General features: G+C 61.9%; 12 protein-coding genes. 8 read left to right on the top strand and 4 right to left on the bottom strand.

The features are described 5' to 3' along the window. A partial coding sequence (locus L598_RS04185) for a hypothetical protein (protein ID WP_186444928.1) occupies positions 1-250 on the top strand: 250 nt, incomplete at its 5' end. A 212-nt stretch (positions 251-462) separates the two neighbouring features. Here the strand turns inward: L598_RS04185 and L598_RS04180 are convergent. Then, the gene (locus L598_RS04180; protein ID WP_144860681.1) at positions 463-1053 is read right to left on the bottom strand and encodes a DUF922 domain-containing protein; all 591 of its coding nucleotides are present in this window, start codon (positions 1051-1053) and stop codon (positions 463-465) included. A 261-nt stretch (positions 1054-1314) separates the two neighbouring features. On the opposite strand from L598_RS04180, the gene L598_RS04175 reads away from it, so the two are divergent. Then, the gene (locus tag L598_RS04175; RefSeq protein WP_144860679.1) at positions 1315-3957 is read left to right on the top strand and encodes a PQQ-binding-like beta-propeller repeat protein; all 2643 of its coding nucleotides are present in this window, start codon (positions 1315-1317) and stop codon (positions 3955-3957) included. A gap of 123 nt (positions 3958-4080) precedes the next feature. Next, positions 4081-6045: an acetyl/propionyl/methylcrotonyl-CoA carboxylase subunit alpha gene (locus tag L598_RS04170; protein ID WP_144860677.1), complete on the top strand. Its 1965-nt coding sequence runs from the start codon at positions 4081-4083 to the stop codon at positions 6043-6045. Positions 6046-6260: 215 nt separating this feature from the next. On the opposite strand, the gene L598_RS04165 is transcribed toward L598_RS04170, so the two are convergent. After that, on the bottom strand, positions 6261-6527 hold the full coding sequence (locus L598_RS04165; RefSeq protein ID WP_144860675.1) for a sel1 repeat family protein: 267 nt from the start codon (positions 6525-6527) through the stop codon (positions 6261-6263). Positions 6528-6967: 440 nt separating this feature from the next. Between L598_RS04165 and L598_RS04160 the strand changes: the two genes are divergently transcribed. Beyond that, on the top strand, positions 6968-7279 hold the full coding sequence (locus L598_RS04160; protein WP_144860673.1) for a DUF2147 domain-containing protein: 312 nt from the start codon (positions 6968-6970) through the stop codon (positions 7277-7279). 102 nt (positions 7280-7381) lie between these two features. Here L598_RS04160 and L598_RS04155 read toward each other — a convergent pair whose 3' ends face one another. Further along, the gene (locus tag L598_RS04155) at positions 7382-8086 is read right to left on the bottom strand and encodes a glutathione S-transferase N-terminal domain-containing protein (protein ID WP_144860671.1); all 705 of its coding nucleotides are present in this window, start codon (positions 8084-8086) and stop codon (positions 7382-7384) included. Between the two features lie 181 nt (positions 8087-8267). Here L598_RS04155 and L598_RS04150 point away from each other — a divergent pair, with 181 nt between their 5' ends. The 3 genes from L598_RS04150 (at position 8268) to L598_RS04140 (ending at position 11308) form a co-directional block, all read left to right on the top strand. Further along, positions 8268-8465, top strand: coding sequence for a hypothetical protein (locus tag L598_RS04150; protein ID WP_144860669.1), 198 nt, complete (start codon positions 8268-8270; stop codon positions 8463-8465). Positions 8466-8656: 191 nt separating this feature from the next. Continuing rightward, positions 8657-10159 (top strand): AMP nucleosidase, encoded by a 1503-nt coding sequence (locus L598_RS04145; protein WP_144860667.1) that lies wholly within the window; start codon positions 8657-8659, stop codon positions 10157-10159. Positions 10160-10294: 135 nt separating this feature from the next. Next, positions 10295-11308, top strand: coding sequence for an endonuclease/exonuclease/phosphatase family protein (locus L598_RS04140; RefSeq protein WP_246658630.1), 1014 nt, complete (start codon positions 10295-10297; stop codon positions 11306-11308). Positions 11309-11338: 30 nt separating this feature from the next. Here L598_RS04140 and L598_RS04135 read toward each other — a convergent pair whose 3' ends face one another. After that, on the bottom strand, positions 11339-13054 hold the full coding sequence (locus L598_RS04135; protein ID WP_144860665.1) for an electron transfer flavoprotein-ubiquinone oxidoreductase: 1716 nt from the start codon (positions 13052-13054) through the stop codon (positions 11339-11341). 168 nt (positions 13055-13222) lie between these two features. Here L598_RS04135 and L598_RS04130 point away from each other — a divergent pair, with 168 nt between their 5' ends. After that, positions 13223-13867 carry a hypothetical protein gene (locus tag L598_RS04130; RefSeq protein ID WP_246658629.1) on the top strand — a complete coding sequence of 215 codons (645 nt, stop codon included), beginning with the start codon at positions 13223-13225 and terminating at the stop codon, positions 13865-13867. Positions 13868-13870: the final 3 nt, after the last annotated feature.

The following is a 13870-nucleotide window of genomic DNA, read 5'->3' as shown; positions in this document are numbered from 1 at the left end:
GGCGGGCGCGCTGCTGTTGCTCCTGACGCTGTTCCTGTGCCCGCTGTTGCTGCTGACGCCCACGCTCCTGTTCCCGGCGTTGCTCCTGCCCCCGTTGACCCTGCTGGCGGGCACGCTGCTGTTGTTCCTGGCGTTGTTGCTCCTGCCTCAGGCGACGCTCTACCCTCTCCGATCTGGCGCCACCACCGCCCTCCTGTGCCACGATTATCGCGGCAGAGCCGGTCTCCTGACTTGCGAGCACGAGCGGTGACGGCGCCAACATAAATTGGGCGATCAGCCCTGTGAGAAGTGTGCGTTTGGTCCTGTTCATGCTCTATCGATGCTCCGGTTGTGGCAGCCAGCATCGACGAGCATAAGGTCAACTTCGTTATAAATGAGAGCGCGGCAGCGGCGGAAGCATCAGCAATGGCCGAGATCCGTCTTCAGTGGCTTGAACCGGCAGAACGGAAAAGCCCTACCGGATCACCCGTTCACCAGCGCCAATATCAGTTGATGGACATTGCCGCCCTTGCTCATCTCGACCCTGTCGAATTCGCGGCTTCTGCGGCGCTGCTCCTGTGAAAGTTCGCCGAGATGTTTCGTCAGTTCGGTCCTGATTTTCCGGCAGTCGGGATCGTCGGCGACTGTAAGGCCGATCGAGATTGCCTCGATCTTTTTCACCATTTCGGTGATGATCTCGCCATGCACCTTCTCATGTGCGGTCACGCCCTCGATGAATCTGTCCCAAAGCCGTTGCGTTGTGGCGGACAGTTCATCCCTCGGCTTCGGCAACCGGTAAGTGATGGTCAGGTTTGGCCGGGCTGAGACCAGCTTGCAGGAGCCGTCCGGCTGCGGACGATAGTCACGGGACCACAGGAGCTTGAAATCCGTATAGGCGATGGTTCGACCTACTCCGATCTTCGGACCGTTGTCGCCGATCGACCGGTAAAGCTCGATCCCGGTCTTGCCCGAAATAGCATAAGGCTCCACGCGCTCGACCGCCTGCCAGCCGGCATGTGCCGGAAGCGGCGCCAGACAGGCCATCAGCCCAAGGATGCACAGGCCTCTCCTCATCGTCCCTCCCTGTTCCGAACGATCGCACCCTAGAGGCAAATGCCCCGGCCTTTCAATCGATACTGCGGGTCCGCCTCCCCCAACACGGCCGGACGGCACCGGCTGACAATTAGTAAATTGCGGACTTGGGAACGTTATCGGCAATTCAGCGTTCGCCTCAGGTATATATACATCCAGGCCGTGTGGCTTCGGCGGAGTTTCCCGCCGCTTTCATTTCCCGACGCAGGGAGCCATAGGGCGAAATTTGCGTGGGACCTCATCATGTACCGGACAACCATTTCGCTGCTCGTCCTTCTCCTCGGGATCGTGCTCTTGGGAGGAGGTGTCTGGCTCGCCGTGCTAGGCGGGTCCTGGTTCTATATCCTCCTCGGCCTTGCACTCATCATCAGCGCCGCGCTCCTGTTGGCCAGACGACCGGTCGGGCTAAGTCTTTATGCTCTCACTCTGCTGGCAACGGTCGTATGGGCGTTGTGGGAAGTCGGTTTCGACTGGTGGGCGCTTTCGGCCCGTGGCAGCCTTCTCATCGTACTCGGGATATTGCTCCTGCTGCCGCCCATGATCTGGTCGATGCACCAGCCCAACGAGTCCAGGGCACGCTACGGTCCCAACAGCGCCTTTCTGGCGCTGGCCTTGATCATCAGCGCGGCGGCCGGTGTCTATTCCATGTTCCAGAAACCGCATGATTTGGCGGGCAGCTTCCCGGACGACCGGATGGGCGCGGAAGCGACCGAGCAGGTAGCGGCCGATGTGCCACCCGGAGAGTGGCATGCCTATGGCCGCACTTCGGCCGGCCAGCGGTATTCGCCGCTCGACCAGATCACACCGGAAAATGTCTCCGGTCTCGAAGTCGCCTGGACCTTCCATACAGGCGATGTTCGCGGTCCTGACGATCCGGGCGAAACGACTTACGAGGTCACGCCCCTCATGGTCAACGATACGCTCTATATCTGCACGCCGCACAATCTGGTGATTGCGCTCGATCCGGTCACCGGCGAGGAAAAATGGCGCTTCGATCCGCGTCTTCAGCAGCCGCCGATGCAGACCATGCAGCATCTGACCTGCCGTGGTGTCTCCTATTACGACGGATCGGCAGCACCGGCCCCGGCGGCTGCCGCTGAGGAGCCCGCAGCACCCGGAACCGAACCTGCCGAGCCGCAAGCCGCCGCTCCGGCGGAAGGCAGGCCGCCGGCCGAAGCAGCCGAGGCCACTCCGGCCGAGCAGCCGCAGCAGATGGCTGAGCTCAGCCCCGAAGAACGGATCGAGGCCAGCGTACAGGAGGTGACGAAAAAAGCCGCAGGCGTGCCGCAGAATGTGGTGACCGGGCAAGCCGAACCTGATGCGCCGAACCCGGTCGTGAACCGGGAAGAACCGCCGGCGAATGTCACCCATAGTCCCGAATGCGTCAGGCGGCTCTTCGTGCCGGTGTCGGATGGCCGGCTGATCACGATCAGCGCCGAGACCGGCGAGATTTGTCCGGGTTTCGGCGGTGAGGATGGCACGGTGAACCTGTGGGCGAACATGCCCAACATCACCCTCGGCTCGATCTATTCGACCTCCCCGCCCGTGGTTACCGACAGGCTCGTGATTGTCGGCGGCGCGGTCAACGACAATGTGGCCACCACCTCGCCCTCGGGCGTGATCCGCGCCTATGACCTCAATACCGGCGAACTCGTCTGGAACTTCGACAGCAAGAATCCCGAGGCCTTGCAGCCGATCCCGAACGGAGAGACCTATTCGGAGAATGCGCCCAATTCCTGGAGCGTGGCGAGCTATGATCCGGATCTCCGACTGATCTATCTGCCCATGGGCAACGAATCCCCGGATCAATACGGGGCCAGCCGAAGTGAGGAAGTGGAGCGCTTCTCCGCTTCCATTCTCGCCCTCAATGCGGATACGGGCGAGGTTGCCTGGGTCTTTCAGACCGTGCATCACGACATCTGGGATTATGACGTGCCGGCACAGCCGAGTCTCGTCGATCTGACCATCGACGGCAATACCGTGCCGGCACTCGTGGCACCGACCAAGCAGGGTGAAGTCTACGTACTTAATCGCGAAACGGGAGAGCCCATCCTGCCGGTGACCGAAGAGCCCGTGCCTCAAGGAGCCGTGGAGGGCGACCAGACTGCACCGACGCAGCCCGTTTCGGCGATCTCCTTCAAACCGACGCTTACGGAGAAGGACATGTGGGGCGCCACGCCGATCGACCAGCTCGCCTGCCGCATCTCCTTCCGGCAGCACAGATACGACGGCAGGTATACGCCGCCGAGCGAACAGGGCACGATCGTTTACCCCGGCAATTTCGGCACTTTCAACTGGGGTGCCGTGGCGGTTGACCCCGACCGTCAGGTCGTGTTCGGCATGCCGGTCTATCTTGCCTTCCAGGTGCAAATGGTGCCGCGGCCGGACGACATCTCCCGCGTGGTGAGCGAGGACGGCGAAGCTGTTTTCAACGAGAATTTCGGCGCGCCCTATGCCGCCAGAATGGGGCCGTTCCTGTCGCCGATCGGCCTGCCGTGCCAGCAGCCGCCCTGGGGTTATGTCGCAGCCGCCGATCTAACGACCGGCGATATCGTCTATCAGCGCGTCAACGGCACTGTCCGCGATCTTTCGCCCCTGCCCCTGCCCTTCAAGATGGGCGTGCCGGGCATCGGCGGCCCGATCATCACAAAGGGCGGCCTCGCTTTCCTCAGCGGCTCGCTCGATTACTATGTGCGGGCCTACGACCTGAAGACCGGCGAGGTGCTTTGGCAGGATCGCCTGCCGGCCGGCGGCCAGGCCACGCCCTCCACCTATCAGGGCGCGGACGGCAGGCAGTATCTGGTTGTCGTCGCCGGCGGTCACGGCTCGACCGGCACGAAGCCCGGCGATGCCATCATCGCCTATGCCTTGCCTGAAGGGTCGTGACGATTCCCCTGTGTTCGCCGTCCATCGCCGTCGCCTTGCATCGATTCTCGCAGTTGGCCTGCTATCACAACCGAGGCTATAAGGTGGCGGAGGCTCCACCGCCGCCTTTTTCATGGAGGACAGATGTTCAAGAAGATCCTGATCGCGAACCGGGGCGAGATCGCCTGCCGCGTCATCCGCACCGCGCGCCGCATGGGCATCGCCACCGTCGCCGTCTATTCGGACGCCGACGCCAGGGCGCTGCATGTGGAGATGGCGGACGAAGCGGTGCATATCGGCGCCGCACCTGCGGCCGAGAGTTATCTCGTCGGTGACAGGATCATCGAGGCGGCGAAGCGGACGGGCGCAGAGGCGATCCACCCCGGCTACGGCTTCCTGTCGGAAAACCCGGATTTCGTCGATGCCATCGAAGCGGCGGGGCTCGCCTTCATCGGTCCCTCCGCCAAGGCCATCCGTGCCATGGGGCTGAAGGATGCCGCCAAGCGTCTGATGGAGAAGGCCGGCGTGCCGGTGGTGCCCGGCTATCACGGTGAGGCGCAGGAGCTCGTCGTGCTCGCCACCAAGGCGCGCGAGATCGGCTATCCCGTGCTCATCAAGGCACGCGCAGGCGGCGGCGGCAAGGGGATGCGCCGCGTCGATCATCCGGACGATTTTGCCGAGGAGCTTGCCGGCGCCAAGCGCGAGGCCAAGGCCGCCTTTGGCGACGAACGCGTTCTGGTGGAGAAATATGTCGACAAGCCGCGCCATATCGAAGTGCAGGTCTTCGGCGATAAGCATGGCGGGGCGGTCCATCTCTTCGAGCGCGACTGTTCGGCACAGCGTCGCCACCAGAAGGTCATCGAGGAGGCCCCCGCTCCCGGCATGACGCCGGAAATGCGCGCTGCCATGACCAGTGCGGCGGTGAAGGCAGCGAAGGCCATCGGCTATTCGGGCGCCGGCACGATCGAGTTCATCGTCGATGCTTCCGTCGGCTTGAGACCGGACCGGTTCTGGTTCATGGAGATGAACACGCGCCTTCAGGTCGAACATCCGGTAACGGAAATGGTGACCGGGATCGATCTCGTCGAATGGCAGCTACGGGTGGCGGCCGGCGAACTTTTGCCGATGGGTCAGGACGACATCCGCCTTTCCGGGCATGCCATCGAGGCGCGCATCTATGCCGAGGATCCTTCGCGCGGCTTCCTTCCCGCGACAGGCACCCTGCATCACCTGAAATTCCCGCAGAAGATCGACAACGGCACCGTTCGGGTCGAGACCGGCGTGCGCGCGGGCGATACGATCTCGCCTTACTACGATCCGATGATCGCCAAGCTGGTGGTGCATGCTCAGGACCGGCCGACCGCCCTTGCAGCGTTGCAGGAAGCACTGGCGAAGACGGAGGTCGCGGGGTCGGTCGTCAATACGCCCTTCCTCGCCGCTTTGGCCGCCGACGAGGATTTTTCCGTCGGCAACCTCGACACCGGCCTGATCGCACGCCGGCAGGAAGCCCTGACACGCAAGGCCTCGCCCAAGCCGGCACTGATCGCGATGGCGGCCCTTGCCGCATCCGGCGCACGCGCTCCCCGCAACGTGCCAGAGCCGTGGGAGGCAATATCCGGCTACACACATTTCGGCTCGCTCACTCATCGCACGAAGCTCGTTCACGAAGAGGATGAGATCATCGCACGGATTTCCGCTCAGCCCTCGGGCCGCTTCGCGGTCGAGATCGAGGGCCTTGGCGTGCAGACACTTGCGATCCCGAGCGGAACGGATCCTGACGCCCCTCGGCTGGCCGCCTGGCCCGGCCGTCTCACCGCTTTCGACGGTGTTCACAGCCACACCTTCCAATTGCACGATCCCCTGCAGCAGGCCGAAGAGCTTGTGGCCGGAGGGGATAGCCTGCGCGCACCCATGCCGGGACTGGTGAAGGTGGTCCGCGCCGCGCCGAACGAGAGCGTTTCTAAGGGACAGCCGCTGCTCATTCTCGAAGCCATGAAGATGGAGCACACCATCGCCGCGCCTCATGACGGCGTTGTGGCCGAAATCGCCGCCGAAGGCACCCAGGTCAGCGAGGGGACCGTTCTCGTGCGGTTCGAGGAAACTGCGTGAGGGCGTTAAGCCTGCGGTCAATCTTCTGATGACGTGCTGAAGAGTCTCTTTAAAACAAGAAAGGCCGCGCCGGCATTATTTCCTGCCGGTCGCGGCCTTTCCAGTCGGTCCCCATGGCCCCCGCGCCTGAGGAATGAAGTCTCGCCTGCCTGTTTTTGGCGGCCTTTTTGCGATGGCTGCTCTTGGGATATTCGCCCCTGCCTGAGGCAGGAAAATCAGTGCATCGTCATCCATTCGCGCGCTTCGCGCAGCGCCCTGGCAATATCCGCCTTGCTCATGGTCGCCGCCAGCTCTGCGCGCAGCCTGGCTGCACGATCAGATCCTTTGATCGCTGCGATGTTGAACCATTTATGCGCCGCGACCAGATCCACCGCGCAATCGCGGCCGGTCACATACATCATCCCAAGCTCGAAAAGAACGTCTGCCTGGGCGCCGGTTGCCATCATGCCGTAACCGGCTTCATGCATTTCAAGACGTGCCATATCCAAGTTCCCTGTTTCTTCCCGAGAGCGGCTTTTTTTCCTCAATCCCGAGGTGCCGTTCGATGATTTCGAGGATGCAGGCTATGCTTGAATCCGCCGTTAAATGGCTTGCTTAATTTGCGGAAAACAAAGTTCAAACAAGAAGTAAAACTTGGAATTTGTTAAGCATCGGAAAGCCGGAACTGTGCGGCTGTTTACGAAAACAAAAGACAATTGCCACAATTGACAGAAACTCTTCGGTAACCACGAATCCGCTCTTTCAGGCGTCCGTCTTTCTGCAATCGCAGCAACGCCCGACAGAATTTTCCGAAGGACAAGATGCAAAACGGAGCTTCCGCAAGGACGGGAGCTATATTACGCTTACGTTCGCGTAAGCAATTCCCACCTTGCGCGAGAGGGAGGGATGACATGAACCGCAAGCTGGCCCTGCGGCCGCAACCTTGATTCTTCTTTCAGGAACGGCCTTTGCCGATCCCATCGAAGGCAGATGGAGGACGAAATCGGGCAGTACGGCCGAGATCGCAGAATGCAGCGGCTCGTTTTGCATCACGCTCAAGTCAGGCGAGCATGCCGGCAAGCAGATTGGCAAATTTTCGGCGACGGGCGGCGGCAACTATTCCGGCAAGGTCACAGATCCGGCCAACGGCAAGACCTATAACGGCAAGGGCAGCCTCAACGGCGACTCCTTCAAGATGAGCGGCTGCGTGCTCGGCGGCCTGATCTGCCGGGGAGAGACGTGGTCGAGGATGTAAGCCGGTGAATGGTGAATGGTAAAATGGTGAATGGTCAGACCGGCCGCGCCTGAGCCAAGATTGCCGCACGCCGACTTCCATTCACCATTCACCACTCATCCATCAGGCTCGCGCCTTCTGCCCGAACAACACCTTCTGTGCATCCTTGTCGTCGGCAAGGTTGCGGCGGTGCTCTTCGCCCACGGCCATGCCGCGAATGACTGCCGGGCGCGCCATGACGGACTCAAACCAACGCTTGAGGTTCGGGAAATCGTCCAGATCCTGTCCCTGGTTCTTGTAGGGCTTCACCCAGCCGACGCAGGCGATGTCGGCGATCGAATAATCGCCGGCCAGGTAGTCGCGATCGGCAAGGCGCTTGTTCATCACGCCGTAAAGGCGGTTCACCTCGTTTGTGTAGCGATCGATGCCGTACTGGATCTTCTCCGGCGCATATTGGCGAAAGTGATGCGCCTGGCCGGCCATTGGCCCGAGGCCGCCCATCTGCCAGAACAGCCATTGATCCACCTCGACACGGCCCCGTTCGTCGGACGGATAGAACTTACCGAACTTGCGGCCGAGATATTGCAGGATCGCGCCGGACTCGAAGATGGAGATCGGCTCGCCGTCAGGTCCCTCGGGGTCGATGATTGCAGGCATGCGATTGTTGGGAGAAATCTTCAGGAATGACGGCTCGAACTGTTCTCCCTTGCCGATATTGACGAATTTCACCTCATAAGGGACGCCGAGCTCCTCCAGCATGATGGAGATCTTCCATCCGTTCGGCGTCGGCCAGTAATAGAGTTCAATCGGCTTGGTCTGCGTGGTCATGAATCATCTCCTGGGAGTGAGAGGCGCGACCAAAGCATAAACCTCCGACGAAGCCAACGTTCCGGCGAGGCGGGCCGGCCAGGCGTCACGCAATTGTGTCTGAATAATGGATGAACGCGGCTCTCAGAGCCGGTTCAGCACAATGCGCGCATAGTCCGGCCACATTGTGAGGAACACGCCGATGGCCACCCTGAAGTCCACAATAGCTGAAACGCTTCGCCTGCTGCCCAAGGCGCTGATCGTGGCTCTCCTGGTCGCCGCCCCGCTGTCGGTCGTGCAGAGCGTTCGTGCCGAAAACACCAACATCATCGAAGGTTATGTGAAGAAGTCCAACGGCAGCGGCTTCGTCCTGCTCGTCGGCCTCATGCGGGCGCGGTGACGAGTGACGGAAGCGTCCCCACCGCCCCGTCATCCTCGACCTCGGAGCGAAGCGGGGCGTGTCGGGGATCCAGGTCCCGATTGCCAAGGAGGGTTGTGCGCTGGCCGCATATCCGGTTCAAGCAGGGCAATTTGCTTTCCGGCATTTGGGCCACACCTCGAAACCCTCGCCTCAAACCCATATAATGGGTCATGGAAAAGCGAATCTATCCTCAGCCCATCGAGACCATAGCGCGCCCGGAGCCTTTCTCGCGCCGCAGCTTCACCGATGCGCGGGAAGCCGTCACGGCGCTCAAGGGCCTTTACGAACGCAATACCGCCTTCCTGCGCAATGCCTTCGCCATGGTTGCCGAGAAGGGCGACAGCGACCGTCGCTTCCGCGCCTTCTATCCCGAGATCAGCATTTCGACGGCCTCCTATGCCCAGGTGGACTCCCGCCTTGCCTATGGCCATGTACCCGGCCCCGGCACTTACGCAACGACGGTCACCCGGCCGGACCTTTTCGAGAACTACCTGATCGACCAGCTCGACCTCATCATCCGCAATCACGGCGTGCCGGTCACGGTTTCCGAATCGGAGACGCCGATCCCGCTGCATTTCGCCTTCCTGGAAGGCACTTATGTCGAGGCCTCCATGGCCGACCGCATGAAGCGGCCCCTGCGCGATCTTTTCGACGTGCCCAATCTAAACGCGACCGACGACCACATCGTCAACGGTACCTACGAGCCGGCGCCGGGAGAGCCGGTGCCGCTAGCGCCTTTCACCGCCCAACGCGTCGATTATTCGCTTCACCGGCTGGCTCACTACACGGCAACCAGCCCGCAGCATTTCCAGAATTTCGTGCTGTTCACCAACTACCAGTTCTATATCGACGAATTCTGCATCTACGCCCGCGAACTGATGGCTGAAGGTGGCGGAGGCTATGAGAACTTCATCGAGCCCGGCAATCTGATGACCAGGGCGGGCGAGACATCCTCGCATGAGGGTGCGGTTCCGATCCGCATGCCGCAGATGCCGGCCTATCACCTCACCAAGCCCGACCATGGCGGCATCACCATGGTCAATATCGGCATCGGCCCCTCCAACGCCAAGACGATCACGGACCACATAGCAGTGCTCAGGCCGCATGTCTGGCTGATGCTCGGCCATTGCGCCGGCCTGCGCAACACGCAGGCGCTCGGAGACTACGTGCTGGCGCATGCCTATGTGCGCGAGGATCATGTGCTCGACGACGACCTGCCGGTATGGGTCCCCCTGCCCGCGCTGGCCGAAGTTCAGGTGGCCTTGCAGGAGGCTGTAGCCGAGATCACCGGTCTTTCCGGCTATGACCTGAAACGCATCATGCGCACCGGTACGGTCGCCACCATCGACAATCGCAATTGGGAATTGCGCGACCAGCGGGGACCGGTGCAGCGCCTCTCACAGTCGCGCGCCATCGCGCTTGATATGGAATCAGCCACCATAGCGGCCAACGGTTTCCGTTTCCGCGTGCCTTACGGCACGCTGCTCTGCGTCTCCGACAAGCCGCTGCATGGCGAGTTGAAGCTGCCAGGCATGGCAACCGACTTCTACAAGCGCCAGGTGGCGCAGCACCTACGCATCGGCCTGCGCGCTATCGAGAAGCTTGCCGCCATGCCGCCCGACCGCCTGCACTCGCGCAAGCTGCGCAGCTTCTCCGAAACGGCGTTCCAGTAGGGCTTGGGTTCATTGCCAGCTTATACTTTCAGCGATGCTAGACGGCGCGGCCTACTCCGCCAGTAGGGCTTGACCCTGCCACAATGCTGCGGGATGTGAAGTTTTTCGGGCATAGTGCGAGAGCTTGCAGACACGATGAAAGGACGAGCGATGATCCCCGTCGTGATCGCGGGAATGACCGTGGCCGCGGCATTTGCGCTGATGGCCGGCTTTCTCGGCTGGATGCACCCGGCGCTCGATTCCTTCTCGCATTTCCGCATTCATCTCGCGGTCCTGCTGATACTCGCGGGGTCATGCCTTCTTTTAGCCGCCGGCTGGCGCCTTCCCGGTGCCTGGGCAATCCTTCTCGGGCTTGCGGCCATAGTTGCGACGCTCGACCTTTCCGCCTTCACCAGACCCGCCGAAGCCACGGCTGCAAGTGCCGCCGAACCGTCGACGACCGCGGCGCGTTACCGGCTGCTGCAGATCAATCTGCGTTACGACAATGCGACGCCCGAACGGGTCCTGTCGCTGATCGGTCGCGTGCAGGCGGACGTGGTCACCCTGGACGAGGTTTCGACCATGTGGATAGAGAAGCTGGGGCTGATCGAAGCCGCCTATCCCCACCGCATCATCTGTCCTCCGCCTTCCTTCGTCGGCGGTGTGGCGATCCTGTCGAAGAGGCCGTTCGCCAAGGAAGCGCAATGCCTCGACCGGGGCGCCTTGGCCGTGGCGTCGGTGGATTTTGGCGGCCGTCTGGTGGATGTGGCTGCCCTTCATCTGAGCTGGCCGTGGCCGCTGGAGCAGGCTCAGCAGGTGGCAAACATCCGCGACGATCTCGGCAGGATTTCAACCACCGCCCTGCTTGCAGGCGATTTCAATGCCGTCCCGTGGAGCCACACGGCGAAGAGTGTCGCCAATGCCGGCGGCTTCAATATCCTGCGCGGCATCGGCTCATCCTGGCTGCACCGGTATCTGCCGATGTCCTGGCGGCCCCATATCGGCCTGCCTCTGGATAATGTGCTCTACAAGGGTGCCGTCATCCCGTCGAAACCGAGCAGGCTGGAATTTGTCGGCTCCGACCATTTGCCCGTTCTGGTCGAATTCGGACTGTTGCGGGAGGAGGAGCCGGCGGAAGTGATGCAGGCATCTGTTGAGGAGCCGGAATAGGATTGGCGCGGGCAGCGCAGCGCCCGGCCACTACATGTTCAGGTAGACCGGCCCCTCGCCCCCCTGCGGCGGCACCCAGTTGATGTTCTGGTTCGGGTCCTTGATGTCGCAGGTCTTGCAGTGGACGCAGTTCTGCGCGTTGATGACGAAGCGCGCTTCCGGATTGCTCCGGTCGGCCGGTCCGCCCTTCTCGGCCGCACCCGGACCGCCTGCCAGGGAATTGCCGTCGGCATCCACCCACTCATACACACCCGCCGGGCAGTAGCGCGTGGAAGGCCCCGCGAAGACCGCAAATTCCGAAGCCTTCTGGAGATTCATGTCCTTCACCTGCAGATGGACCGGCTGATTCTCCTCGTGATTGGTGTTGGACAGGAATACCGAGGACAGACGATCGAAGGTCAGGACGCCGTCGGGTTTCTCGTAGTGAATCGGCCTGTGCTTCGATGCCGGCTCCAGCGACTGCGCATCGGTCTTGCCGTGCTTCATCGTGCCGAAAAGCGAACCGCCGAAGAGCGTGTTCAGCCACATGTCGAAGCCACCGAGGGCAACGCCGAGCCAGAGGCCGAATTTCGACCATAGCGGCTTCACGTTGCGCACCTTCTTCAGATCCTTGCCGATGTCGCTCGACCGCCACGCTTCCTCGTAGGAGACGAGATCGTCATTAGCGCGGCCGGCAGCGATCGCCCCGGCCACATGCTCGGCGGCAAGCATTCCCGACAGCACCGCATTGTGCGAGCCCTTGATGCGGGGCACGTTGACCATCCCCGCCGAGCAGCCCATCAGCACACCGCCGGGAAAGGACAGCTTGGGCACCGACTGCCATCCGCCTTCGGTAATGGCGCGCGCGCCATAGCCGATGCGCTTTGCGCCTTCGAAGGTGCCGCGGATGGCCGGATGCGTCTTGAAGCGCTGAAACTCCTCGAAGGGCGAGATGTAGGGGTTCTTGTAGTTCAGGTGCAGCACGAAGCCCACGGCCACCTGATTGTTCTCGAGGTGGTAGAGGAAAGAGCCGCCGCCCGTGCTCGTGTCCAGCGGCCAGCCGAAGGAATGCTGGACGAGACCAGGCTTGTGGTTCTCGGGCTTGACCTCCCAGAGCTCCTTGAGGCCGATGCCGAATTTCTGCGGCTCCCGGCCTTCAGCCAGACCGAATTTGGCAATGAGCTGCTTGGCCAGCGAGCCCCGCGCGCCCTCGCCGATCAGCACATATTTGCCGAGCAGCGCCATGCCAGGCGCGTAGTTCGGCCCATGCGTGCCGTCACGCTCGACGCCCATGTCGCCGGTCACGACGCCAATCACCGCGCCTTCGTCATTGTAGAGCAGGTCGGCGGCGGCGAAGCCCGGATAGATCTCCACGCCAAGGGCCTCGGCATGGCCGGCCAGCCATTTACAAACATTGCCGAGGGAGACGATGTAATTGCCGTGATTGTTCATCAGCGGCGGCATCATGAAATTCGGCAGTCGGAATGAGCCCGCAGGTCCCAGCACCAGGAAACGGTCGTCGGTGACAGGCGTCTTGAACGGATGGTCGCTTTCCGAGCGCCATTCCGGCAGTAGGCGGTCGATGCCGATCGGGTCCACCACCGCGCCGGAAAGGATATGCGCGCCGACCTCGCCGCCCTTTTCCAGCACGACGACGGAAAGCTCGGGATTGAGCTGCTTCAGCCGGATGGACGCCGCCAGACCAGCCGGCCCCGCGCCGACGATTACGACGTCGAATTCCATGCTTTCGCGTTCTACTTCGCTCATGAAGAACCTCCGCCTGCGACCGGAAGCTCCGGCCGGGAAAACCTTTCGTGGCGCTATAGCGCATCATGGCAGCACGGCAAACTGTTGTCGTGGAAACTTATCGCCGCATTTGCCACATATGATATGATCTTACCCGGCTCAGCTTCCCTTGGCACAAGACCACGTTGGTTGAAGGGGCGAGCCTCGCAGCGTTCGCTGCATCGACAATGGGAGGCCGAGACGCGTATCCGGCTTGCGCCCTTCTTCCTCATCCTGCTGGCGCCGATGCTGGTCGCCGCCCGCCCGGCCGATGACGGTCGATGGCTTGCCGGTGTCTACTCCTTCTCCGACGAGCTCGGAAAGTTCCGCATCATCTCGGTTTCCGGCTTCGGCTCGAAAACCGACCCTGTGGTGATCGTGGAGGAATTCCAGGAGGCGAGCCCGGCCACGATGGTCATCCGCATCCGCGACATTCCCCGGCCCTACACTTATCTGCGCGACACTCTGAACGGCTTCGTCCATTTCGAGTTCCAGGCGGTGAATGCCAGCGGCCATACCTGGATCGGCTTTGAATTCGAGTTGCAGGAAGTCAGGGGCCTGCCCAGCGTCTATGGCGACGGGCTTTCCTTCGACCAGCGCCGCACGGATTCAGGAAGCATTTCGTCGGACGTCTTCACAACCTACGAACGTGATTTCGAGCCTGGCGACAGGATCGTCTTCAAGGATGGCGCGGTCGATCATGGCGGCATGGCGCGGTTCCGCTTTCTCGTCACCGATTTCACGCCCAAGAGCGAGTTTTATCTGGTGCAGGATCCCCGCATCCCCCTTTCGTGATCT

Origin of the sequence: Mesorhizobium sp. J18 (assembly GCF_007829525.1) — a bacterium.
Taxonomy (GTDB): domain Bacteria; phylum Pseudomonadota; class Alphaproteobacteria; order Rhizobiales; family Rhizobiaceae; genus VLJP01.
This window is presented reverse-complemented; position numbering and strand designations above follow the sequence as displayed.